Consider the following 21,650-nt stretch of genomic DNA (forward strand, 5'->3'; position numbering starts at 1 on the left):
TGCACAGGTCAGGCGGGAACGCGGTCTTCGATCCGGCCCATGTGGACCATCAGCCCGAAGGCCAGCGCGCACATGGTCAGGATGCCGATGGTCAGCGGCCCCAGCGTGCCGTCGAACAGCAGCCCCACCGGCGCGGCGATCGCGGCGGCCAGCACGGTCGAGATCGACCCGATGACCGAGGCCGCCATGCCGGCGATATGGCCCATCGGCTCCATCGCGATGGCATTCAGGTTACCCATGGTGACGCCGGCCATGAAAAAGACCGTGGTCTGCCAGAACACGAACAGCGCAAACGAGGCCTGCGGCGACAGGTTCGACATGTTCAGGGCAATCACCAGCGAGGTGATCAGGATCTGTCCGGCCAGCGCCCAGGTCACCATACGGCGCATCCCCACGCGCACCACGACGGCAGCGTTCAACAAGCTGGCCGAGCCGGACATCAGCGCCACGAATCCGAACCAGAAGGGGAAGCTGTCGGCGCGGTGGTGGATCACGTCATAGACCGGCTGCACCATGGTCAGCATGGTGAACAGCATGCCCATGCACAGGGTCTGGACAAAGATCGACAGGCGCACGGTGGGGTGGGCAAACATCTCTTTCACCGCACCGACCATCAGCGGCAGGCGGAACGGGCGGCGGTTTTCCGGCGCAAGCGACTCCGGCAGTCGGAACCCCATCCAGACAATGATCACCAGCGCGAACAGGATGAACGACATGAACACACCGCGCCAACCGGCGAAGGCAATCACGGCGGCTCCGGCCATGGGCGCGATGGCGGGCACCAGGGTGAAGATCATCATCGCGATGGACACGATCCGCGCCATTTCCCGGCCCGAGAACAGATCGCGGATGATCGCCATGGCGACCACGCGGGGCCCGGCGGCCCCCAGCCCCTGAACCACCCGGGCGGCCAGAACCAACTCTAGCGACGAACTGGCCCAGGCCACGGCCGATGCCAGAATATAGACTGCTGCTCCGGCAAAGATCACCGGCCTGCGTCCGACCGCATCCGAGATCGGGCCGGTGAAGAACGTGCCGATTCCCATTCCCAGAACAAAGCTGGTCAGGATCAACTGCGCCCGGTTCACGTCATCAGGGCTGAGCTGCGCGCCGATCTCGGGCAGGGCAGGCAGCATTGAATCAATCGAAAATGCGATGGTGGCAAACATCATCGCGATCAGCGCGATGAATTCGGCCTTGGAAATACGGTCAGCCATGCGGGGACTCCTTGCTCCAACGCGCTAACACGACAGGGCAAGGTGGGCTAGGTGCAATCGCGCACAGAACTCTGTGCTATTCTGCAGAGGAAGGCTCAAGCTGAGACATTATTTCGCCGATCACTTGCGCCCACAATTCCGGTGGTTGCGCCCCAGGGACCGCGTGCTGGTTGGCGACGATGAAGGTGGGGACCGAGTTTACGCCCATTTCACGCGAGTGCGTATCCCGCTGACGAATGTCGTCCCGGTCGGCGTCGGATTTCAGCAGCTTCAGAACAACTGCGGCGTCCATGCCCACGCTGTCGGCGATGTCGGCCAAAACCTCGTGGTCGCCGATGTCGCGGCCCTGCACGAAATACGCAGTGAACAGCGCATCCACCACCTGGTTCTGCTTGCCCTCGATCCCGGCCCAATGGATCAGGCGATGGGCGTCCAGCGTGTTCGGGGTGCGTTTCATGGCCTCGAAATCGATGTTCAGGCCGGCCTTTTCGGCATGCTCCACCACCGGCGCATAGGCGCGAACCGCACCCTCCTTGCCACCGAATTTGCGTTCCAGGTATTCGCGCCGGTCCATGCCGCCTTCGGGCATGTCGGGGTTCAGCTGGAACGGATGCCATTCGATCACGAACGGATGATCCGGGACCGAGGCCAGCGCCTTGTCCAGGTTGGTCTTGCCGATATAGCACCACGGGCAGATCGGGTCGGACAGGATATCAAGCTTGACGGTCTGGGTCATTCTTCGGGTGCCTTGAAATAGGCCGGCAATGCGCGGCGCAGGAGTTTTCCGTTGCCCCCGGTGGGCAGTTCGGGAAGATGGATGAAGGCGCGGGGTTGCTTGTAGCGCGCCAGGTTGGCCTCGACATAAGCGCGCAGGGCGGTTTCGTCCAGTTTTTCCGGCCCGGAATAAAAGGCGGCGATCACGAAGGTGTCCGGTTTGACCTCGACCGCCGCCGCGCCGACCTGAACGATTCCGGGAAAGCGCGACAGGACGGATTCGACCTCGACCGGGGATACCCGATAGCCACCGGCGTTCATCATGTCGTCGTCGCGCCCCAGATAGGTGATCTGCCCATCCACGGCTATCGCCCCCTGATCGCCGGTCAGGAACCAGTCGCCCTGCATGCGCGCGCGGGCCTCGTCCGGGGCGTTGAGATAGGTCAGCATCAGCCCCGGGTCCGAGCGGTGAATGGCGATGGTGCCTTCCTGCCCCTGCGGAACCGGCCCGTCAGGCCCCAGGATCGCCACGCGGCGCCCCGGTTGCGGCTGGCCCAGAGAGTCTCCGCGCGCGGGGTGGGATGGGCTGGATGAGATGAAGGTCGAACATTCCGACATTCCATAGGCCTCGTACAGCTCGGTCCCGGTGGCCTGAACCCAGCGTTCGTGCAAGGCGCGCGACAGTTTCTCACCGGCGCTCAGGCCGTGGCGCAGATCGGGCAAGGACAGCGTGTCCGCCGCATTCAGCATCTTGCGGTAGACACCGGGGGCGGCCGCAAAGATCGAGGCGCGGTGGCGGCGCAGCAACTCAGGCAGGGCTGCCGGGTCGGTTCCGGGTTCGGGGATCAGCGCGGTGGCACCGATGGTCCACGGGTCCATCAAGCCGGTGCCCAGCGTGTAGGTCCAGTTGAACGCGCCCGCGTGGCACAGGCGGTCGGCCTCGCGCAGACCGTACCAGCCATCGACCATCATCTGCCGCGCCCAGATCGCGCGATGCGCATGGGCCACGGCGCGTGGTTTGCCCGAGGTGCCCGAGGTATAGACGACATAGGCCATGCGTTCCGGATCGCCCATGTCGAACGCCGCGGGCGGCAGGTTGCGCATGGCGGCAAGGTCGGCCAGGCAGATCTGGTTGGGGTGCGCGGCACAGGCCACGGACGGATCGCGCAGAATGGCGGCTGGAGACAGTTCCCGGATCATCCGCTCCGTTTCCGGCTCGGTCAGTTGCGAGGAGGTGGGCACCGGGACCAGCCCGACCGCGATTGCCCCAAGATAGGCGATGGGAAAATCGACCGTATTGCCCAGACGCATCAGCACGATGTTTCCGGGCACGAGGCCTGCACGCAGCAGCCCGGTTCCTGTGCCCAGAACTGCAGATTTCAACTTCGCAAAGGTCCAGTCGTTCGAACCGTCAGGGCGCAGCACGGACAGGGCCACCTTGTCGGGCGTGGCATCGGCGCGGCGCAGCACATGGGCGGCCAGGTTGAACGGCGCGGGGCAGGGCGTCGGCGGCCCCTGATCGAAAATCGACAACATGCGCCTTGGCTATTGCCGTTTGTCATGCGTTGCAAGCGCTCGGCGCTGGCCCTATAGAATGACGCATGACGAGCAAAGACCACAAATCCATCGTACGCATCGCCCGCGACAACGGTTCCCGCACCGAGCTGGAGCCGGTGGATCTGGGTGCCCGAGTGCGTGAACTGCGCAAGGCACGGAAATGGACCCTCGAGCAGGCGGCGAACCAGGCCGGGTTGGCCCGGTCCACGCTTAGCAAGATCGAGAATGGCCAAATGTCGCCGACCTATGATGCGCTCAAGAAGCTGGCGATCGGTCTCGAAATCTCTGTACCGCAGCTGTTCACCCCGCCCGAGCGGGATCAGGTTATCGGTCGCATGGCAGTGACCAAGATGGGTGAAGGCACCGCGCACGCCACCACGACCTACGAGCACGAGTTGCTGGCCGAAACGCTGACCAAGAAGCAGATGCTGCCCTATCGGGCCCGTGTGCGCGCCCGGTCAATGGACGAGTTCGACGGCTGGGTGCGTCACGATGGCGAAGAATTCCTGTATGTGCTGACCGGCGTGATCCGCCTGTACACCGAATTTTATGAACCGGTTGAGATGCGTCGGGGCGACAGCGCCTACTACGACGGCAGCATGGGGCACAACGTGATCTCGGTAAGCGATGAGGACGCGACCATCCTGTGGGTCACGTCGCTGGCCTAACGCCGGGCTAGCTCGCGGTTCAGGCCTTCGGTGTAAAGGAAATCCTCGACCTCTTCATGGGCCTCGTTCACCGTCAGGTGGTGCCGCTCGGCCAGATAGGCCTCAAAGCGTTTCCTGTCCGTCCTCACGCGCGCCATATCCTGATCGCGCAGGTTCGGAAAACGGCGCTTGGCACGTGCGTAGGACGCGCTCCAGTCTTGTGTCAAATCAGTCCAGTTCAACATCTGCGAGCCTTCCGTGGTTCGGGTTTCAGGACTGCTCTTCCCCAGACCAGCGTACGGAGCGCGCAGCCCGCGCGAAGACATGACAAAATGTCGCAGGTCAGGGCGCTGGAAAATCAAAGCGGTTTTTCACGCCGTGCTCGGCCCGTTTTCCCACTCACTGTCGGTTTTGGCGATCGTTCAAATGCTCGCACTCTGGACTGCGCCGAATACAGGGCTTTGTTCTATCTAAGAAATCTGTTTTCGGTGCAGGTGTCCGTTGCGTCGATCCTCACTTGGATTGCGAGATATCGTGGTAACAAGCGTTCCACCCGCAAAAAGTAGTCAAATGCTCTAGAAATAGCGGCCAGCGGATTTGTTTGATCGCCTTTTGGTGTTTGGTCACATGTGCCGAAAATTGCCGACGCCCGCGCGGCGTCCGATCCGAGCTAAGTGCATCACTTGAAATGGGCCGGGGCACAAGCCCCTGCCGGTTGCCTGCTACTCCTCGTACCACCAGACGTCGGGCATGAACTGCGGCCCGTCGCCGTAGATTGGCAAGATCTGAGGATGCTTCATTTCCTTCACATGGGCGATGCGGCCAACATCAAAGCTCCAGATTGGAATGACATACCGTCCGGCGGTCAGAACCCTGTCAAGCGCGCGGGTGGCGGCCACGAAATCCTCACGGCTTTCCGAGGCCAGCATCGCATCGATCAGCCCATCCACTGCCGGAGAGGTGACCCCCATCAGGTTGCGTGTCCCTGAAGCATCCGCGCCTTCGCTGCCCCAGTAGAGGCGTTGTTCGTTGCCCGGCGACAACGACAGTGCGCGGCGGAACGGGGTCATGTCGAAATCCAGCTCGGACACTCGCTGGGTGTATTGTGCGTCATCCACCTTGTCGACGGTCAGCTCGATCCCCAGCCGTTCCAGCGCGCGGGCATACATCTCGGCAATCGCATCCACGTTCTGAACCACATTCAAGCTTCCCTGACTGATGACCAGGGTTATCTTGAGCGGCTCTCCCGCTGCGTTCTTCAACACGCCGTCCTGGATTGTCCATCCGGCTTGCTCCAGCAGATCTGCCGCCTTGCGGATGTCCTTTCGGTTGCGAACCGAGTCGTCGCCTTCGGGCAGAACATACCCTTCCAGAGTTCCCGGAGGCAGATCAGCCGCGTAGGGCTGCAACATCTCAGCCACCCGGCCGGTTGCCGGTCCGGGTTGCATCGCCAGTTCAGACCCCGAGAAATACGAGGTGATCCGAGGCTGAGCACCGCCAGTGATCGTGCCGTTGATGAACTCAAAATTGAACGCAAGCGTCAGCGCCTCGCGCACGCGCCAATCGTCAAAAGGCGCTTTGCGCGTGTTCATGACCAGACCTGTCATGCCCGAGGGCTTTTTATGCGGGATCTCGGTTTTGATGACATCGCCGCGCTGAACGGCCGGGAAATCGTATTGTGTGGCCCATTTGTCGGCGTTGAACTCGCGGACGGCCGAAAGCGCGCCGGCCTTGAAGGCCTCGAACAGAACCGTCTGGTCGCCGTAGAACTCCAACCGCATCTCGTCGAAATTCATGGTACCCCGGCGGAACGCGACATCGTTGCCCCAATAATCCGGATTGCGTTTGAGGTTCACGAAACGCCCGGCCTCGTAGTCATCGATGACATAGGGGCCGGTGCCGATCGGGACATCTTGCAGCGCTGCCTCGGCGAAATCCTTGCCCTCCCATTGGGCCTTCTTGAGGATCGGCCGCAGCCCTGCGATCAGGGCCAGCTCGCGGTCTGGCTCGTTGAAGATGATCCGGACCGAGCGTGGTCCGGTCTGCTGAATGCTGTCGATCTTGGACCACAAACCGCGATAGCGCAGATGCCCCTGCGTTCCGAGGGTTTCGTAAGACCAGATCACATCGTCTACCGTGACCGGCGATCCGTCAGAGAATCGGGCAGTCTCACGCAGGGTGAATTCGACCCAGGATCGGTCCGGCGCGGTGTCGATTGATTCGGCCAAAAGCCCGTAAAGAGTGAAAGGTTCGTCCCACGAACGGCCCATCAACCCCTCGTGGGTCCAAAATCTCAGCTGCCAAGGGGCGGTGCCTTTTTGCACAAACGGGTTGAGACTGTTATAGCCGCCGGTATTGCCGAACACGACCTTGCCGCCCTTGGGCGCGTCGGGGTTGGCATAAGGCAGCGACACAAAATCCGGTGGTAGGGCCGGGTCTCCATACATAGCTATGCCATGGGTCGATTCTGCTTGCGCTAACGTGGCGACAACCGAGGCAGCGATTCCCGCGATCAACGGGCGGATGGGACGGAGAATATCGGGGCTCATTTTGGAAACAATCCTGCTCTGGCCTTATTTTGTTGGGATTCACCGTACCGATGATTTTTCTTATTATCAAACTTTTAGCTTGGATGACGGCGCGGAATTGCTTATAAAGGTTCCACTGCTCGATAGGTTTCTTGCCTGTATGAAACCTGCCTCAATAACTTAACGCCCGCTTCGTGCGGGCGTTTTTTTCTGCCTCGAGCTCCGAACTTCCCGCCCATAAATTGACCGTATCCGCAACCGGGTCTTTCCCCGTTTATTTTGCAGGTGCAGCATGGCACTGTGTCTCCAAATCATGAGTCTGTGGGAGACCCAAAATGAACCTGTCGGGAAAAACAGCAATCATCACCGGATCGAACTCGGGCATCGGGTTGGGCATTGCGCGCGAATTGGCCAAGGCGGGGGCCGACGTGGTTCTGAACTCGTTCACCGACCGCGATGAAGATCACGCGCTGGCGGCCGAGATCAGCAAGGAGACCGGAACCAACGCGCGCTACATCAAGGCCGACATGTCCAAGGGCGAGGAATGCCGGGCGCTGATCGAACAGGCCGGAGCCTGCGATATCCTGGTCAACAATGCAGGCATTCAGCACGTCGCGCCGATCGACCAGTTCCCGGTCGAGAAATGGGACGCGATCATCGCCATCAACATGAACTCGGCCTTTCACACGATGGCGGCGGCGCTTCCGATGATGCGCAAGGCCGAGTGGGGGCGGATCGTCAACATTGCCTCGGCGCATGGGTTGACTGCATCGCCCTACAAGGCGGCTTATGTGGCGGCCAAGCACGGGGTTGTCGGCATGACCAAGACCGTTGCGCTGGAAACCGCGCAGGAGCCGATCACCTGCAACGCCATCTGTCCGGGCTATGTGCTGACGCCGCTGGTCGAGGCGCAGATCCCCGACACGATGAAGGAATACAACATGAGCCGCGAGGACGTGATCAAGAACGTCATGCTCGAACGGCAACCCTCGAAAGAGTTCGCGACCGTCGAACAGCTGGGTGGAACCACCGTGTTCCTGTGCTCGGACGCCGCGGCCCAGATCACCGGCACCACGATCTCGGTCGACGGCGGCTGGACCGCGTTGTGATCCGCGGCGCGTGCCGGGGCTGGCCGATATGGTAAAGCGTATCAATCTTGCCCTGCAGGGCGGCGGCGCGCATGGCGCATTCACCTGGGGCGTGCTGGACCGTCTGCTGGACGACGAAGACATTGAGGTTGCGGCGATTACCGGAACCTCGGCCGGGGCGCTGAACGGAGCCGCGTTCAAGGCCGGCATGGTTCATGCCGGTCGCGATGGCGCGCGCGAGACCCTGAACGCCCTGTGGGAGAGGATGGGCGCGGTGGGCGACATGCGCATCGCCAACTGGCTGGCCGGGACGGAGCCCGCTCAGATCGCGCAGGCGATGGAGTATTCCTTGCCGTTCTCGGTGGCTGATACCTGGTCGCGGATGGTGTCGCCCTATGCCTATGGACCGTTCTACCGCAATCCGCTGGCCCCGGTGGTCGAGGCGTTTGATTTTGGCGAGGTCTGCGCCGATCAGGGGCCACGCCTGTTCGTCTGCGCCACCTGTGTGCGCAGCGGCAAGATCCGTGTTTTCACGGGCGATGAGGTGACGACTGACGCGATTCTCGCCTCGGCCTGCCTGCCGAACCTGTTCCAGGCGGTTGAAATCCACGACCCCGAAACCGACCGGACCGAAGCCTATTGGGATGGCGGCTATACCGGCAACCCGGCGCTGTTTCCGCTGTTCAACGCGGGCCTGCCCGAAGATGTTGTGATCGTGAACATCAACCCGCTGGAGCGCGACGAGGTTCCCAAGACCCCGCAGCAGATTCAGAACCGGATCAACGAGATCAGCTTCAATTCTTCCCTTCTGCGCGAGCTGCGGGCGATCAACTTCGTGCAGCGCCTGTTGGCCAAGGGCAAGCTGAAGGCGGGTGAAATGAGCCGGGTCTTCGTGCACATGATCGCCGATGACGCGCTGATGAACAGCCTGTCGGTGGCGACCAAGACAGTGCCCAACCCGGTGGTTCTGCACAGCCTGAAACAGGCGGGACGGGCCGCGGCCGACCAGTTTCTGGCCGATCACAAACCCGATCTGGGTGCGCGAAGCTCCGTTGATCTGCCCGCGATGTTCGGCTGATCACTCAGGCGGCTGCGTGGGGTCTTTCTGGTTCGGATAGACCAGCCCGGCCGAAATCACCAGCTTGGCGGCATCCTCGATCGACATGTCCAACAGGATTACGTCTTCCTCGGGGAAGAACAGCAGAAAACCCGAAGTCGGGTTCGGTGTGGTTGGGATGAACACGCTCAGCAGACCGCCGCCGGTTTCGGCGCGTTTGTTGATTTCGCCCTTAGCCTCGGTCGAGACGAAGCCGATGGCCCAGATGCCGCGGCGAGGATACTGCACCAGGCAGGCTTTCTCGAACGACCGCTCGGTCTGGGCAAAAACGGTTTCCGAGATCTGCTTGATCCCGGAATAGATCGACCGGACGACGGGCATCCGGTTGACCAGGCTTTCGGCAAAATGGATCAGTGACCGGCCCAGGATACCTTTGGCGATCCAGCCGACCAGAACCGTGAAGATCAGGAAGAACAGCACGCCCACGCCGCGCAGGTTGATGCCAACATATTGCTCGGGGCGGAACTGGTGTGGGATCAGGGGCAGGACCGCGCTGTCGATCCAACCGACCACCGACAGGATCAGCCACAGCGTCAGCCAGACCGGTGCGATGACGACGATACCCGTCAGAAACGACGCGCGTAGCCGCGACAGCAGGCCGGGGCGGCGGTGTGGTTCTTCATCAAACGGTGTGTTCATCGCGGTTCCGAGCGGTTTGCCGGACTAGTTAATCAGTCCGGCGCCTTGGTACAATAGGTCCGTTTGACGTTCAGCCAGCCTGAGCCTTCAAAGCCTTGGCGATACCAGCCGCAAGGCGCGCATTGTTGCGCACCAGGGCGATATTGGCGATCAGCGATCGGCCTTCGGTCCGCTCGTAGATGCGCTGCAGAAGATAGGGCGTGACGGCTTTGCCGGTGATGCGATGCGCTTCGGCGTCTTGCTGGGCCGAGGCGATGATGGGGTCCAGTTCCTCGGACGGGATCTGGTCGGCCAGCGGGATCGGGTTGGCTACCAGTTGTCCGCCGGGCAGACCCAGCGCGCGGCGCGTCGCATGGGCCTTGGCGATCTGCTCGGCCGTGTCCATCCGCAAGGGCGCGGCAAAGGGCGACTTGGCCGACCAGAAGGCCGGGAATTCATCCTGCCCATGGGCGATGACCGGCACGCCCAGCGTCTCAAGCACTTCGAGCGTTTTGGCCAGATCGAGGATCGCCTTGGCCCCTGCGGCCACGACCGTGACCGGGGTCTGCGCCAGTTCGTGCAGGTCGGCCGAGATGTCAAAGCTGGTTTCCGCGCCGCGATGCACCCCGCCGATGCCGCCGGTGGCAAAGACCTCGATCCCCGCGAAATGGGCCGCAATCATCGTGGCGGCAACAGTCGTTGCCCCGGTGCCGCCCGAAGCGATACAGGCGGCCATGTCCGCGCGCGAGATCTTGGCCACGCCCTGCGCCTGTCCCAGATCCTTCAGCTGATCGGGCTCCAGCCCCACATGCAGCCTGCCGTCGATCACCGCAATGGTGGCCGGAACGGCGCCCGCGTCGCGGATGTCCTGCTCGACCTGGGCCGCCACCTCGATGTTCTGCGGGTAGGGCATGCCGTGGGTGATGATGGTGCTTTCCAGGGCAACGATGGGGGTTCCGTCGTTCTTGGCCGCGCGCACTTCGGCGGAATACTGGATGTCGATCACAGGGGGGTCTCTCCGGATACATAGGTTGCGGCGGCATGCAGGGCGCGGGTCAGAGCCTCGTCGATGCTGGCGCCATTGGCTTCGGCGGCGATATGCGCCGCCATGAAGGTGTCGCCTGCGCCGGTCACGCGCGTGACCAGAACCGACGGGGGTTTCTGGGTGATCACCGCCTGGGCACTGGCCACGGTGGCCGAGTTGCCCCCGTCGGTAACAAGCGCACGCAGCGCGCCCCGGTCCAGCAGAGCGCGGGCGGCGGTTTCGGAATCGGCGAACTCGCGCTGGCACAGCAGCCCGGCTTCTTCGAGGTTCACGTACAGCGTGGCCCGGCCGTGCTTGAGGAAGGGCGACAGCCGTTCGGCCTTGCCGGGCGAGGCCGGGGCCACGCGCAGGTCGGCACGGGCGAAGGCCGGGCTGACGGCGATTTCTTCCAGAAGGTCCAGCGTGAGGTTGCCGTCCAGCGCGATCTGGCCCTCGAACGGGGTGTTTTCATAGCCCAGCGGGCCATGGATCAGCGGGCGCAGGATCTTGGCGCCGGCAGCCTCCAGCGAATGGGCGTCGGCGATGGCGGCGATCAGGCCGTTTGCGCCTTCGACCGCCATGTACCGGTCGGTGGGCAGGTCCTGCGAGCGGTAGACATGGGTCGTGTCCATGCCCAACCGCTTGCAGGCATGGACCAACTCGTCGCCTTCGGGGTCGCTGCCGATGGCGGTCAGCAGGGTCGGGGTCATGCCAAAGCGCACAAGCGTCATGGCGATGTTCATCGCAACGCCACCGGGCAGGCGCGTGATGCGGCCGGGCACGTCCGACCCTTGCCGCATGTGGCTGGCGGATCGTCCGATCACGTCCCACAGGACGGATCCGATACACAGGATGTCGCTGTTCTGAGTCATTTCCTCGTCATGCCGCAGGCGCAGGGCGCGCGCAAGCCGGAAGCTGCGCGGGCTGGGTCCACGTCGGCGATTTGGCTTGCCAATTGTTTGGAAGGACGAAACACTCGGACACAGTGTTTTTTGGTTCTTTTGGATATTTTCGGATGGGTCTCAATATCCGTTTGCTGACCTTCCTGCGGTTTCGCGCCTGGATAATTGCGCCATTGCTGGCATTTATGTTTTTGGCAATGCCTGCATGGGCGCAACAAAGCGGACGGACAATCGTTGACTTTCAGGTCCGGGACGGTCGGCTTCTGGTCGAAATCGCCTTGAACGCCGAGGCCGTTCTGGCCGGGGTCGATCCGCAAGAAGTCGCGAAGGGCGGCGACGGCGGGAGCGCGCGTTACGCACAGCTGCGCCGGCTTGTCTCGTCCGAGCTTGAGGAACACGTCCACGATTTTGTAACGGATTGGAAGCAATCCTTGCAGATCGACGTGAACGGGCCGGTTGCGTTGTCCTATGAAGGCGCAAGTATTCCGGTGGTCGGCAACCCGGACGTTCCGCGAATTTCCCGAGTGCTTTTGGCCGGTCCTCTGCCACCCGATGTAAGCAGCCTGCGCCTGACGTGGCCCGAAGGGATCGGCCCCGTGGTCTTGCGCCAGCAAGGGGTCGAGGCGCCCTATACCGGGTTTCTGAGTGGCGGCGAGGTCAGTCCTCGCATTCCCTTGGCAGGCGGAGCCGGGCTGGGTGCCCAGCAAGCGGCCGAGGCTTTTTTCCGGGCCGGGCTGCTGCATGTCGCGGGCGCGGGGGCACAGCTTCTGGCGCTGGCCTCGGTTCTGGTTTTCTTGTCACTGAAGTTGCGCCCGGTCCTTGTTCAACTTGCCGCGCTGGGGCTGGGCGTTCTGGTGACGCTGCCGCTTGGGATGTTCGACGTGTTGAATGCGAGGCCGTTCCTGCCGTGGCCGGTTGTGCCGGCGGCCATCGCCTTGTTGGCGCTTTGGAACCTCGTCACCGACCGGTTGGGGGTCTGGCGCGTGCTGTTCCTTTTGGCGACCGGTGCGGTCCTTGGCCTGACACTGTCAGAAACATCGTCGCGCCTGGGTGTGCCGCCGCACCATGTCGCGCCGGCGGTGCTGGGTTTTGCCGCTGGCATCCTGTTGGCGCTGAGCGGTGTCGCGATCCTGATCCTCGCCACCCTGACCGTGCTCTTGCCGGATTCGCCCAGGCTGCGCGGCCGTATCTCCACAGTCGCCTCGCTGTTGTTGGCGGGCTTAGGGCTGTACTGGGCGGTTGTGTCCTAACCGCCGGTTTTCATCGGCGCGATCAGCGTGTGCAGGGCGCTGAGCGGGTCCTCTGCGGTCCAGATCTCGTCTCCGATACCGAAGAAGTCGGTGCATTCAGCCAGTTCGGCAACCAGTTCGGGTGTCAGGCCGCCTTCAGCGACAACCGGAACCTCGATCATCTCGGACCACCATTGGAACAGATCACGCTCGGCGCGGGTCCCTTTGCCCAAGGACACATCTCCAACGGGCCCAAAGGCCACATAGTCGGCCCCGGCTTCGCCCGCGGTCATCCCGTCATGGCGCGAGGTTCCGCAGAAACTGCCGACGATGGCATCCGCCCCCAGCTCTTTGCGCGCGGCCCGGACCGAGCGGGCCGCATCCTCCAGATGCACCCCGTCCAGCCCCAGCCGTTGCGCCAGCAGGACATGGTTCGAGATCACCAGCGCCACGTCGCGCGCATGGGCCACCTCGCGGCAGGCGTCGGCCGCGCGGGCGATGGCGTCCTCGTCGCTGCCGGCCAGCGCCAGCCGGATGCAGGCGATCTCGGTCCCGTCCAGAACGCGGGCCAGCCGGTCGGGAAAGGTGGCCGGGTCGATGGTCGGCGGGGTGATCAGATAGATCTGAGGCTGCTCGGGGGTGTCCATTGGCGGATCCTTCGCGGTTGGTCTTTGGCGCGGTTTAGCCGATTGCGGCGGCGAAGCAAACTTTATTGCCCGCAGACCGCGTGATTTGCAATCGGGCAGGGCGGCCGGGCTTGCCCTGTGCCAGCGGCGGCAGTATGGCAGGCGCAACTTTCGGAGATCAGAATGCCCATCGACAGACCCCAGCCCTCATTCGTGCTTGTCCGCCCGCAGATGGGCGAAAACATCGGCGCCGCGGCGCGGGCGATGTGGAATTTCGGTCTGGACCGTATGCGCATCGTCGCCCCGCGCGACGGCTGGCCCAACCCCAAGGCCGTGGCCATGTCGAGTGGTGCCGGGCGGCTGCTGGACGAGGCGCAGTTGTTCGACGATCTGGCCGGCGCGTTGGGCGACCGCACATACGTTTTCGCCACCACCGCCCGTCAGCGTGGCCTGACCAAACCCGTCTACAGCCCCGAACGCGCCATGCAGATCGCGGCCCAAAAAGTGGCGGCGGGCGAAAAAGTGGCCGTGCTGTTCGGGCCCGAGCGGGCCGGGTTGGAGAATGAAGACATCGCCAAGGCCAATGCGATCATCTCAGTGCCGGTGAACCCCGAATACGCCTCGCTAAACCTGGGGCAGTGCGTGTTGCTGACCGCCTATGAGTGGATGCGCCAGACCGGCAACTTGGTGCACGAGGCCACCGATCTGGGCAAAGGCGACTGGGCCACCGGCATCGAGGTCGAGAAACTGGTCGAACACTACGAACAGCGGCTGGACGAGGCCGGGTTCTTCTACCCGCCGGAAAAGGCCGAAGGGATGAAGGTGAACCTGCGCAACCTTTGGTCGCGCATGCGGATGACGCGGGCCGATGTGCAGATGCTGCACGGGATCATGCGTCAGATGGTCCGCTGGAAGGACAAGGGCTGAGGCTGGACCTTCCCGGGCACTGGCCCTAGCTTGCGGGAAAATCAAGGACATGAGGACGGCATGAGCGGCAAGCGCAGCATCTTCGAAGAAGTCTCGGGTGAACAAAAGCAGGAAACGGTCCAGCCCGGCATGATCGACCGCGGCCGGGGCGGCGCGCGCAAGGCCATCCGTATCTGGCTGATGATCCTGTTCGCGCTTGTCGTCATGATGATCGCGGTGGGCGGGTTGACGCGTTTGACCGACAGCGGCCTGTCGATCACCGAATGGCGACCGGTCACCGGGGCGATCCCGCCGATGTCCGAGGCCGACTGGCAGGCCGAGTTCGACAAGTACAAACAGATCGACCAGTGGCGCATCATGAACCAGTGGATGGAGTTGGAGGACTTCAAGACCATCTACTGGTGGGAATGGGGCCACCGGCAGCTGGGCCGGGTGATCGGTCTTGTCTGGGCGCTTGGCTTCTGTGGCTTTCTGGTGCTGCGCAAGATCCCCGCAGGCTGGACCGGGCGCCTTGCGATCCCCGGACTGCTGGGCGGCGTTCAGGGCGCCGTCGGTTGGTGGATGGTGGCTTCGGGCGTGACGCAGGGCGAGGGGATGACCGCAGTTGCCAGTTATCGTCTGGCTACCCATCTTGGCCTCGCGTTCGTGATCCTCGGCTTTCTGGCCTGGTACATCTTCATGCTGGGGCGCGAGGAACGCGACCTGATGCAGGCCCGCCGCGCGAAAGAGGCGCGGCTGTTCTCGCTGTCGACCGGGCTGCTGCACTTTGCCTTTCTGCAGATTTTGATCGGCGCATTGGTGGCTGGCATCGACGCCGGCCGGTCCTATACCGACTGGCCGCTGATCGGCGGGCAACTGCTGCCGCCGGACGCCACCGCGCTTGAACCGCTGTGGCGCAATTTCTTCGAAAGTCCGGGACTGGTGCAGTTCATCCACCGCTGCGTAGGCTATGCACTGTTCGCCTTCGCCATTTTCGTCTGGCGGCGCGGCAGCAGCAGCGCCCACCCGCAGACTCGGTTCGCCTTCAACGCCATGTTCGCGGCGCTTTCGCTGCAGGTGGTCGTGGGCATCCTCACCGTGGTCTATGGCGCGCCCTGGCAGATCGCCATCTTCCACCAGTTCATGGCCGTGGTCGTCTGGACCCTGATCCTGCGCGCCCGGTTCCTGACCGCTTATCCCATTGCAACCTCGCTGCGCGGAGCTTGACCCAATGACTGCATTCAACGACCTGATGGCCTTTCAGCGGGAAACCTCGGCACTGGCACAGATCGCCGGGCGTCTGGGCTGGGACCAGGAGACTGTCATGCCGCGCGGGGCCGCCAACCAGCGCGCCGAGGAGATGGCCGCGATCGAAGCAGTCCTACATGCGCGCCGTTCGGATCCGCGCGTGGCCGAGTGGTTGGAAAACGCCCATGCCGACACTGAGGTCGGTCAGGCGCAGTTGCGCGAAATCCGTCGCACATACGAGCGCACGGTCAAGGTGCCCGCTGATCTGGCCACGGCTATCGCCCGCGTGACCTCGGCCGCGCAGGGCAAGTGGGCACAGGCCCGCGCCGACGAGGATGTTGCCGCGTTTCTTCCGGTTCTGGAGGAAGTCGTGGCTCTGCGGCGTGAGGAAGGGGCGGCTCTGGCGCAAGGCGGCGATGTCTATGACGCGCTGGTCGAGGATTACGAGCCCTACACGACCTCTGCCCAGATCGGTGCGATCTTCGACGCCATGCGCCCACGCCTGGTTGCGCTGCGCGCGGCTGTGCTGGACCGGCCGTCCCCGGCGGGGGTGACCGGCACGTTCGACGAAGCGGCGCAGATGAAGCTGACGCAAAAGCTGGCCGTGACTTTCGGGTACGACTTGAATCGGGGGCGGGTGGACAAGGCTGTTCACCCGTTCAGTTCGGGCAGCGGCGATGACGTGCGGATCACTACCCGCACCAGCGAAACCGACCCGTTCAACTGTTTCTATTCGACCATCCATGAGGTCGGGCACGCCTGCTATGAGCAGGGCATCGATCCGGCTTACGCTCTGACTCCGCTGGGTGAGGGCGTTTCGATGGGCGTCCACGAAAGTCAGAGCCGCATCTACGAAAATCAGCTGGGCCGCTCGCGCGCCTTCACGGGCTGGCTGTTCCGGCAGATGACGGCCACCTTCGGTGACTTCGGTATCGCGGATGAAGATGCCTTCTATGCCGCCGTCAACCGGGTGCACAACGGATACATCCGCACCGAGGCGGACGAAGTTCAGTACAATCTGCACGTCATGCTGCGGTTCGATCTGGAACGCGCATTGATGTCTGCTGATCTGCAGGTGCGGGACCTTGAGGCCGCTTGGAACGACCGCTTCCATGCCGATTTCGGCTATGCGGTCGACAAGCCGTCGAACGGGTGTCTGCAGGACGTGCACTGGTCGGTTGGCCTGTTTGGCTACTTCCCGACCTATTCGCTGGGCAATGTGTACGCAGGCTGTCTGTATCAGGCCCTGCGGGCGGCAGTTCCAAGCCTGGACGACCAATTGGCGCATGGCGATACCTCCGCGGCAACCGGATGGCTGCGCGAGCATGTTCAGCAGCATGGCGGTCTGTATGCCCCACGCGACGTCATCCGCCGCGCTAGCGGCATGGAGCCCGGACCCGAGCCGTTGTTGGCTTATCTCGAAGACAAATTCGGCACGCTCTACGGTCTGTGACCTGGAAAGATGACCGCTATGGGTATGATAGGGGTCATCTAGCTGCGGTGTGCATCAGGCACCCAGTCTTCCAGAGGCCGGTTCCAGAACCGGTTCGGGTTGTCTTCGTCCTGCCCGCGGATGTGCAGCGTTCGAAAACACGGGTGCAGAAAGATCACCGGTTCTTCATAGGGATGGGCCGCGTAGATTGCGCGCAGCACCTTTGAACGCACGCCGTCCGACACATCCAGAAAGAACGAGACTTCGACGCAGGGAACATCCACCGTGTCGCAGGTGACGGCATTGCGTCCGGTCCCGAGTGACCGAAAGCTCTGCGTTCCGGGCGTCGACCGGAAGGTGACGCGATCATAATCGCCGTAAACAAGGTTGGCTTCGGCCAGAACAGCATCAATCACCGCCTGCGCGCGGTCCTCGGGAACCTGAACGATCACGCGCCAACCTTCGTCTGTCAGATATCGTTCGGTGTCCTGTGGTTTTTGGGTCATTCCAGTCTCCTAACCAAGCAACTTCAGAATGACCGGGTTTGCGTCTCAAGTGTGACTTATCGCTTCGCCATCGACCGAACTGACGACTCGATTCAATCAAGCGCGGAGTCCGACAGGCCGAAATGGCGAGTCAGTGCGATCTTGCCGTCCGGCGTGATGGTCAGGGCGCGACTGGACCTTTGGCGCGCCAACCATTTGTCTTTCAGAGCTTTTTCAAGAATCGAGATTCCCAAGGGACCTGAGATGTGATGGCGGCGCTCCGTCCAATCCAGACAGAATTTGGCGACCGGCCGGTGGGCGCTGACCCGCGGTGGGTTCAGGTCGAGATCGGTCAGAAACGCGTGATATCGCGGACCCGGCGCCAGTGCCCCATGTGCCAGCTGCAGAACACCCGTATCCAGCAGGTTGTCCGTGATCCAGACACCGAGACGCCCGGCAAGATGGTTATAGCAGCAACGGGCCAACAGGACTCCCGAGTCCGGTTTCGCGGCCCGCCGGACATGATCGCTGGGAGTTAGCGTCGACAGTTTTTCCAAAGCCGATGCGACCTGTTCGTTTGTGATCCGGTGATAGACATGCCTGCCGCTGCGCATCGATGTGGTCAGGCCGGCCTGCTCCAACTGCTTGAGATGGGCCGTCGCAGTTGGCGGCGTTATGTTGGCAGCGCAGGACAACTCCTTGTTGGTGAACGCCCGCCCGTCCATCAGTTCGCACAGGATGCGTGCACGGGTTGGGTCGGCGAGGGCGGCGCCGATGATGTCCAGCCTGGGTTCGGGTCTCATTGGATGAGCCTAACGCAAAACCCGGCTTGACCCCAGAAAGAACGCTTCGAGATCCACCGAAACGAAAAGGAGCGGCTGCTGTTGCAGAGCCGCTCCGTCGTCGTTGAGGTGAGAGCCGCCGATCTGCGGCGGCCATCCTTACGTTTCGCTATCGTCTTCTTCGTCACCCTGGTCTGCGATCCAGGCGACGCTGACGACTTCCTCGCCTTTGCCGGTGTTGAACACCTTGACCCCGCCCGCGCTGCGGGACCGGAACGAGATACCGTCGACCGGAACCCGGATCGACTGCCCCTTGGACGTGGCCAGCATGATCTGGTCGTCGATTTCGACGGGGAACGAGGCCACCAGCGCGCCGCCCCGCATCGCCTTGTCCATGGCCATCACGCCCATTCCACCGCGGCCGCGCACCGGGTAGTCATGCGACGAACTCAGCTTGCCCGACCCGCCGGCCGTGATGGTCAGGATCAGGTTTTCCGCCGCAGACATCTCGGCATAGCGCTCCTGAGGCAGGATGCTGTCTGCGTTGCCTTCGTCTTCGTCGGTTTCGGTCTCTTCGGTGACGCCTGCCATCAGGCGGCGCATCTTGAGGTAGGCGGCGCGCTCGTCCGCCGTGGCCTCGAAGTGGCGAATGACGGACATCGAGACGACCCGATCGCCATTCGTCAGCTTGATGCCGCGCACACCGGTCGACTTGCGGCCCTTGAACACGCGCACGGCAGTGGTCGGGAAGCGGATCGCCCGGCCGGAGTTGGTGACCAGCATCACGTCGTCATCCTCGGAACAGATGCGCGCATTGACCAGTTCCACACCCTCGGGCAGGTCCATCGCAATCTTGCCGTTGCGCTTGACGTTGGTGAAATCGCTCAGCGCGTTGCGGCGCACGTCGCCGGCGCTGGTGGCGAAGACGATCTGCAGGTTTTCCCATTCTTCATCCGGCACATCGACCGGCATGATCGCCGCAATCGAAACACCGGTGGGAATCGGCAGGATGTTGACGATGGCCTTGCCCTTGCCGGTGCGACCCGATTGGGGCAGGCGCCATGTCTTAAGCTTGTAGACCATCCCATCGGTGGTGAAGAACAGCAGTTGCGTATGCGTGTTCGCCACGAACAGATTGGTGACGACGTCCTCTTCCTTGGTCTGCATCCCTGACAGGCCCTTGCCGCCGCGCTTCTGCGCGCGGAAGTCGGCCAGCGGCGTACGCTTGATGTAGCCGCCAGAGGTCACGGTCACGACCATGTCCTCGCGTTCGATCAGATCTTCGTCTTCCATATCGCCGGACCAGTCGACGATTTCAGTGCGGCGCGGCACTGCGAACTGCTCTCGAACCTCGCGAAGTTCGTCGGCGATAATGCTCATGATGCGCTCGCGCGAAGACAGAATGTCCAGGTATTCCTTGATCTTGGCGGCCAGGTCTTCCAGCTCGTCCGTGACCTCTTTGACACCAATCTGGGTCAGGCGTTGCAGGCGCAGATCAAGGATCGCGCGGGCCTGAACCTCGGTCAGGTTGTAGGTGCCGTCGTCGTTCATCTTGGACAGCGGATCGTCGATCAGCCGCAGATAGCTCTCGATCTCGGCTGCGGGCCAGCGGCGGGTCATCAGCTTTTCGCGCGCCTCTGCCGCGTCGGCCGAGGACCGGATCGTGGCAACGACCTCGTCCACGTTCGAGACCGCCACGGCCAGACCGCACAGGATATGGCTGCGTTCCCGCGCCTTGCGTAGGTCGTATGCGGTGCGGCGGGCGACCACATCTTCGCGGAAGTCGATGAAGCTGGTCAGGAACCGGCGCAGGGTCAGCTGCTCGGGGCGGCCGCCGTTCAGCGCCAGCATGTTGCACCCGAACGAGGTCTGCATCGGGGTGAACCGGTACAGTTGGTTCAGCACCACCTCGGGTGTTGCGTCGCGCTTCAGCTCGACCACCACCCGCACGCCGTTGCGGTCGGATTCGTCCTGAACATGGCTGACGCCTTCGATGCGCTTTTCACGCACGGCTTCGGCGATCTTCTCGATCATCGAAGCCTTATTTACCTGATAGGGGATCTCGTCCACGATGATGGCATACCGGTCCTTGCGCAGCTCCTCGACGCGGGTCTTGGCGCGGATGATGACGCTGCCACGGCCTTCCAGATAGGCCTTGCGCGCGCCGGACCGGCCCAGCATCACGCCGCCCGTGGGGAAATCGGGGCCGGGGACGTATTCGATCAGCTGTTCGCTGGTCAGGTCCGGATCGTCGATCAGCGCCAGCGTCGCGTCGACCACTTCGCCCAGGTTGTGCGGCGGGATGTTGGTGGCCATGCCCACCGCGATACCGCCGGCGCCGTTGACCAGCATGTTCGGGAACCGCGCGGGCAGGACGGTGGGTTCCTTGTCCTTGCCGTCGTAGTTGTCCTGGAAATCGACCGTCTCTTTCTCGATATCCGCCAACAGGGCGGCGGCTGGCTTGTCCATGCGGACCTCGGTGTAGCGCATGGCCGCCGGGTTGTCGCCGTCCATCGAGCCGAAGTTGCCCTGACCGTCCAGCAGCGGCAGCGACATCGAGAAATCCTGCGCCATCCGCACCAGCGCGTCATAGATCGCGCTGTCACCGTGCGGGTGGTATTTACCCATCACGTCGCCCACGGGACGGGCCGATTTGCGGTAAGCTTTGTCATGGGTGTTCCCGGTCTCGTGCATCGCATAGAGGATGCGCCGATGCACCGGTTTCAAGCCGTCGCGCAGATCGGGGATCGCACGGGACACGATGACCGACATCGCATAGTCCAGATAGGACGTGCGCATCTCGGATTCGATGGATACCGTCGGGCCGTCGTAAACCGGGCGCTCGGGCGGGGTTTCATCCATGTTTTTGGGGATTTCTGGCGTATCGCTCACGTAAACTGCCCGTTTATTGTGCTGGGTCTATATCTTGTGGATGCATCTTATCAGACCCGGCACATAGGGTGCAAGCAAGCAACCCGGAAGTGGCCAGAAACCGCGGTGTTTTTCGGGTAACACATTGTTTTAATACGGATTGAAAAGGAATCATGTTACCCTGAAGGGACCTTTGAGGAAATCTGGAGGTCTGAATGGAGAAAAACGAAACCGAATTGATGCTGAAGGGGTATGGCCTGACAACGGCTGAAATCTTCTATCGCATGCCGGATTACATCCATGTTCTGAACACGTTCATCTGGCAGGATTACGACTTGGCGCCGGATCATCCCAAGCTGTTCAATTTCATCGAGTTCTGGCAGCGCGAAATAGAGGGGCCGCTGCATTCGGTGCGCTTTACCCACCGCAAGATGATCGCGCCCGGAGAATGGCGAAATGTCGTCGGAGAATACCGGCTGAACTAGCGTTTCGGCTAGGTTGCGCTCAAGGCCAATGCGCCTTGATCCGGCCGATGGATCATCGAATGAATGCCGACCTGCGTTTCGGCGCAGGTTACTCACTCTCTTAATTTCAAAACACAACCTGATCTTGGGAATCCTTTGACGGCGGACGCGCTGAGCGGTTGAATATTCTTCTGC

At 62.5% G+C, this 21,650-nt stretch carries 20 protein-coding genes; 8 read left to right on the forward strand and 12 right to left on the reverse strand.

Annotated features, from left to right (window positions below; translation table 11 throughout):
* Window positions 1-8 precede the first annotated feature (8 nt).
* From ACR3EL_RS07315 to ACR3EL_RS07325, 3 genes are all read right to left on the reverse strand, one after another.
* Window positions 9-1,217, reverse strand: a complete 1,209-nt coding sequence (locus ACR3EL_RS07315; RefSeq protein ID WP_170338390.1) for a multidrug effflux MFS transporter — start codon at window positions 1,215-1,217, stop codon at window positions 9-11.
* A gap of 76 nt (window positions 1,218-1,293) precedes the next feature.
* Complete coding sequence (locus ACR3EL_RS07320) at window positions 1,294-1,953, reverse strand: DsbA family oxidoreductase (RefSeq protein WP_170338392.1); 660 nt, start codon at window positions 1,951-1,953, stop codon at window positions 1,294-1,296.
* The gene (locus tag ACR3EL_RS07325) at window positions 1,950-3,467 is read right to left on the reverse strand and encodes a class I adenylate-forming enzyme family protein (RefSeq protein ID WP_480721015.1); all 1,518 of its coding nucleotides are present in this window, start codon (window positions 3,465-3,467) and stop codon (window positions 1,950-1,952) included. Before ACR3EL_RS07325 ends, ACR3EL_RS07320 begins: the two co-directional genes overlap by 4 nt.
* A 65-nt stretch (window positions 3,468-3,532) precedes the next feature.
* On the opposite strand from ACR3EL_RS07325, the gene ACR3EL_RS07330 reads away from it, so the two are divergent.
* Entirely contained in the window at window positions 3,533-4,156 is a 624-nt protein-coding gene (locus ACR3EL_RS07330; protein WP_093962221.1) for a helix-turn-helix domain-containing protein, read from the forward strand.
* Here the strand turns inward: ACR3EL_RS07330 and ACR3EL_RS07335 are convergent.
* Both ACR3EL_RS07335 and ACR3EL_RS07340 read right to left on the reverse strand, forming a co-directional pair.
* On the reverse strand, window positions 4,153-4,380 hold the full coding sequence (locus tag ACR3EL_RS07335; RefSeq protein ID WP_093962974.1) for a hypothetical protein: 228 nt from the start codon (window positions 4,378-4,380) through the stop codon (window positions 4,153-4,155). The genes ACR3EL_RS07330 and ACR3EL_RS07335 overlap by 4 nt on opposite strands.
* A gap of 477 nt (window positions 4,381-4,857) precedes the next feature.
* Window positions 4,858-6,684: an extracellular solute-binding protein gene (locus tag ACR3EL_RS07340; RefSeq protein WP_480721017.1), complete on the reverse strand. Its 1,827-nt coding sequence runs from the start codon at window positions 6,682-6,684 to the stop codon at window positions 4,858-4,860.
* Between the two features lie 314 nt (window positions 6,685-6,998).
* Here ACR3EL_RS07340 and ACR3EL_RS07345 point away from each other — a divergent pair, with 314 nt between their 5' ends.
* Together ACR3EL_RS07345 and ACR3EL_RS07350 are read left to right on the forward strand one after the other, a co-directional pair.
* Entirely contained in the window at window positions 6,999-7,772 is a 774-nt protein-coding gene (locus tag ACR3EL_RS07345; RefSeq protein ID WP_170338398.1) for a 3-hydroxybutyrate dehydrogenase, read from the forward strand.
* 28 nt (window positions 7,773-7,800) lie between these two features.
* On the forward strand, window positions 7,801-8,829 hold the full coding sequence (locus ACR3EL_RS07350) for a patatin-like phospholipase family protein (protein WP_170338400.1): 1,029 nt from the start codon (window positions 7,801-7,803) through the stop codon (window positions 8,827-8,829).
* Here ACR3EL_RS07350 and ACR3EL_RS07355 read toward each other — a convergent pair whose 3' ends face one another.
* From ACR3EL_RS07355 to ACR3EL_RS07365, 3 genes are all read right to left on the reverse strand, one after another.
* Window positions 8,830-9,507 (reverse strand): DUF502 domain-containing protein, encoded by a 678-nt coding sequence (locus ACR3EL_RS07355; protein WP_093962217.1) that lies wholly within the window; start codon window positions 9,505-9,507, stop codon window positions 8,830-8,832.
* A gap of 70 nt (window positions 9,508-9,577) precedes the next feature.
* A complete protein-coding gene (locus ACR3EL_RS07360) occupies window positions 9,578-10,492 on the reverse strand; it encodes a pseudouridine-5'-phosphate glycosidase (RefSeq protein WP_170338402.1) in 915 nt (304 codons plus the stop codon).
* Window positions 10,489-11,382 (reverse strand): PfkB family carbohydrate kinase, encoded by an 894-nt coding sequence (locus ACR3EL_RS07365; protein ID WP_093962215.1) that lies wholly within the window; start codon window positions 11,380-11,382, stop codon window positions 10,489-10,491. The genes ACR3EL_RS07360 and ACR3EL_RS07365 overlap by 4 nt, the downstream gene beginning before the upstream one ends.
* Before the next feature lie 143 nt (window positions 11,383-11,525).
* On the opposite strand from ACR3EL_RS07365, the gene ACR3EL_RS07370 reads away from it, so the two are divergent.
* Window positions 11,526-12,662: a HupE/UreJ family protein gene (locus ACR3EL_RS07370; RefSeq protein ID WP_170338404.1), complete on the forward strand. Its 1,137-nt coding sequence runs from the start codon at window positions 11,526-11,528 to the stop codon at window positions 12,660-12,662.
* Here ACR3EL_RS07370 and ACR3EL_RS07375 read toward each other — a convergent pair.
* Window positions 12,659-13,288 (reverse strand): thiamine phosphate synthase, encoded by a 630-nt coding sequence (locus tag ACR3EL_RS07375; RefSeq protein ID WP_170338406.1) that lies wholly within the window; start codon window positions 13,286-13,288, stop codon window positions 12,659-12,661. The genes ACR3EL_RS07370 and ACR3EL_RS07375 overlap by 4 nt on opposite strands.
* Before the next feature lie 162 nt (window positions 13,289-13,450).
* Here ACR3EL_RS07375 and ACR3EL_RS07380 point away from each other — a divergent pair, with 162 nt between their 5' ends.
* Genes ACR3EL_RS07380 through ACR3EL_RS07390 form a run of 3 tightly spaced genes read left to right on the forward strand, consistent with a single transcriptional unit; the run spans window position 13,451 to window position 16,874 of the window.
* Window positions 13,451-14,194 (forward strand): RNA methyltransferase, encoded by a 744-nt coding sequence (locus ACR3EL_RS07380; protein ID WP_170338408.1) that lies wholly within the window; start codon window positions 13,451-13,453, stop codon window positions 14,192-14,194.
* A gap of 60 nt (window positions 14,195-14,254) precedes the next feature.
* Window positions 14,255-15,400: a heme A synthase gene (ctaA, locus tag ACR3EL_RS07385; RefSeq protein ID WP_170338410.1), complete on the forward strand. Its 1,146-nt coding sequence runs from the start codon at window positions 14,255-14,257 to the stop codon at window positions 15,398-15,400.
* Between the two features lie 4 nt (window positions 15,401-15,404).
* Complete coding sequence (locus ACR3EL_RS07390; RefSeq protein ID WP_170338411.1) at window positions 15,405-16,874, forward strand: carboxypeptidase M32; 1,470 nt, start codon at window positions 15,405-15,407, stop codon at window positions 16,872-16,874.
* 38 nt (window positions 16,875-16,912) lie between these two features.
* On the opposite strand, the gene ACR3EL_RS07395 is transcribed toward ACR3EL_RS07390, so the two are convergent.
* From ACR3EL_RS07395 to gyrA, 3 genes are all read right to left on the reverse strand, one after another.
* Window positions 16,913-17,359: a YqfO family protein gene (locus ACR3EL_RS07395; protein ID WP_170442874.1), complete on the reverse strand. Its 447-nt coding sequence runs from the start codon at window positions 17,357-17,359 to the stop codon at window positions 16,913-16,915.
* Between the two features lie 92 nt (window positions 17,360-17,451).
* A complete protein-coding gene (locus ACR3EL_RS07400) occupies window positions 17,452-18,141 on the reverse strand; it encodes an ArsR/SmtB family transcription factor (RefSeq protein ID WP_480721024.1) in 690 nt (229 codons plus the stop codon).
* 138 nt (window positions 18,142-18,279) lie between these two features.
* Window positions 18,280-20,982, reverse strand: coding sequence for a DNA gyrase subunit A (gyrA, locus tag ACR3EL_RS07405; protein WP_093962207.1), 2,703 nt, complete (start codon window positions 20,980-20,982; stop codon window positions 18,280-18,282).
* A 224-nt stretch (window positions 20,983-21,206) separates the two neighbouring features.
* Between gyrA and ACR3EL_RS07410 the strand changes: the two genes are divergently transcribed.
* On the forward strand, window positions 21,207-21,476 hold the full coding sequence (locus ACR3EL_RS07410) for an usg protein (RefSeq protein ID WP_093962206.1): 270 nt from the start codon (window positions 21,207-21,209) through the stop codon (window positions 21,474-21,476).
* Window positions 21,477-21,650 lie beyond the last annotated feature (174 nt).

The sequence above is a fragment of the Ruegeria sp. BJ3 genome, assembly GCF_056535665.1.

Bases quoted from the DNA above. Each gene is read 5' to 3' on its own strand.
- ctaA (WP_170338410.1), top strand. From the start codon at position 14,255: ATGAGCGGCAAGCGCAGCATCTTCGAAGAAGTCTCGGGTGAACAAAAG.
- ACR3EL_RS07380 (WP_170338408.1), top strand. From the start codon at position 13,451: ATGCCCATCGACAGACCCCAGCCCTCATTCGTGCTTGTCCGCCCGCAG.
- ACR3EL_RS07340 (WP_480721017.1), bottom strand. From the start codon at position 6,684: ATGAGCCCCGATATTCTCCGTCCCATCCGCCCGTTGATCGCGGGAATC.
- ACR3EL_RS07410 (WP_093962206.1), top strand. From the start codon at position 21,207: ATGGAGAAAAACGAAACCGAATTGATGCTGAAGGGGTATGGCCTGACA.
- ACR3EL_RS07315 (WP_170338390.1), bottom strand. From the start codon at position 1,217: ATGGCTGACCGTATTTCCAAGGCCGAATTCATCGCGCTGATCGCGATG.
- ACR3EL_RS07325 (WP_480721015.1), bottom strand. From the start codon at position 3,467: ATGTTGTCGATTTTCGATCAGGGGCCGCCGACGCCCTGCCCCGCGCCG.
- ACR3EL_RS07365 (WP_093962215.1), bottom strand. From the start codon at position 11,382: ATGACTCAGAACAGCGACATCCTGTGTATCGGATCCGTCCTGTGGGAC.
- ACR3EL_RS07375 (WP_170338406.1), bottom strand. From the start codon at position 13,288: ATGGACACCCCCGAGCAGCCTCAGATCTATCTGATCACCCCGCCGACC.
- ACR3EL_RS07355 (WP_093962217.1), bottom strand. From the start codon at position 9,507: ATGAACACACCGTTTGATGAAGAACCACACCGCCGCCCCGGCCTGCTG.
- ACR3EL_RS07370 (WP_170338404.1), top strand. From the start codon at position 11,526: ATGGGTCTCAATATCCGTTTGCTGACCTTCCTGCGGTTTCGCGCCTGG.
- ACR3EL_RS07335 (WP_093962974.1), bottom strand. From the start codon at position 4,380: ATGTTGAACTGGACTGATTTGACACAAGACTGGAGCGCGTCCTACGCA.
- ACR3EL_RS07345 (WP_170338398.1), top strand. From the start codon at position 6,999: ATGAACCTGTCGGGAAAAACAGCAATCATCACCGGATCGAACTCGGGC.
- ACR3EL_RS07390 (WP_170338411.1), top strand. From the start codon at position 15,405: ATGACTGCATTCAACGACCTGATGGCCTTTCAGCGGGAAACCTCGGCA.
- ACR3EL_RS07350 (WP_170338400.1), top strand. From the start codon at position 7,801: ATGGTAAAGCGTATCAATCTTGCCCTGCAGGGCGGCGGCGCGCATGGC.
- ACR3EL_RS07400 (WP_480721024.1), bottom strand. From the start codon at position 18,141: ATGAGACCCGAACCCAGGCTGGACATCATCGGCGCCGCCCTCGCCGAC.
- ACR3EL_RS07395 (WP_170442874.1), bottom strand. From the start codon at position 17,359: ATGACCCAAAAACCACAGGACACCGAACGATATCTGACAGACGAAGGT.
- ACR3EL_RS07320 (WP_170338392.1), bottom strand. From the start codon at position 1,953: ATGACCCAGACCGTCAAGCTTGATATCCTGTCCGACCCGATCTGCCCG.
- ACR3EL_RS07330 (WP_093962221.1), top strand. From the start codon at position 3,533: ATGACGAGCAAAGACCACAAATCCATCGTACGCATCGCCCGCGACAAC.
- gyrA (WP_093962207.1), bottom strand. From the start codon at position 20,982: ATGGATGAAACCCCGCCCGAGCGCCCGGTTTACGACGGCCCGACGGTA.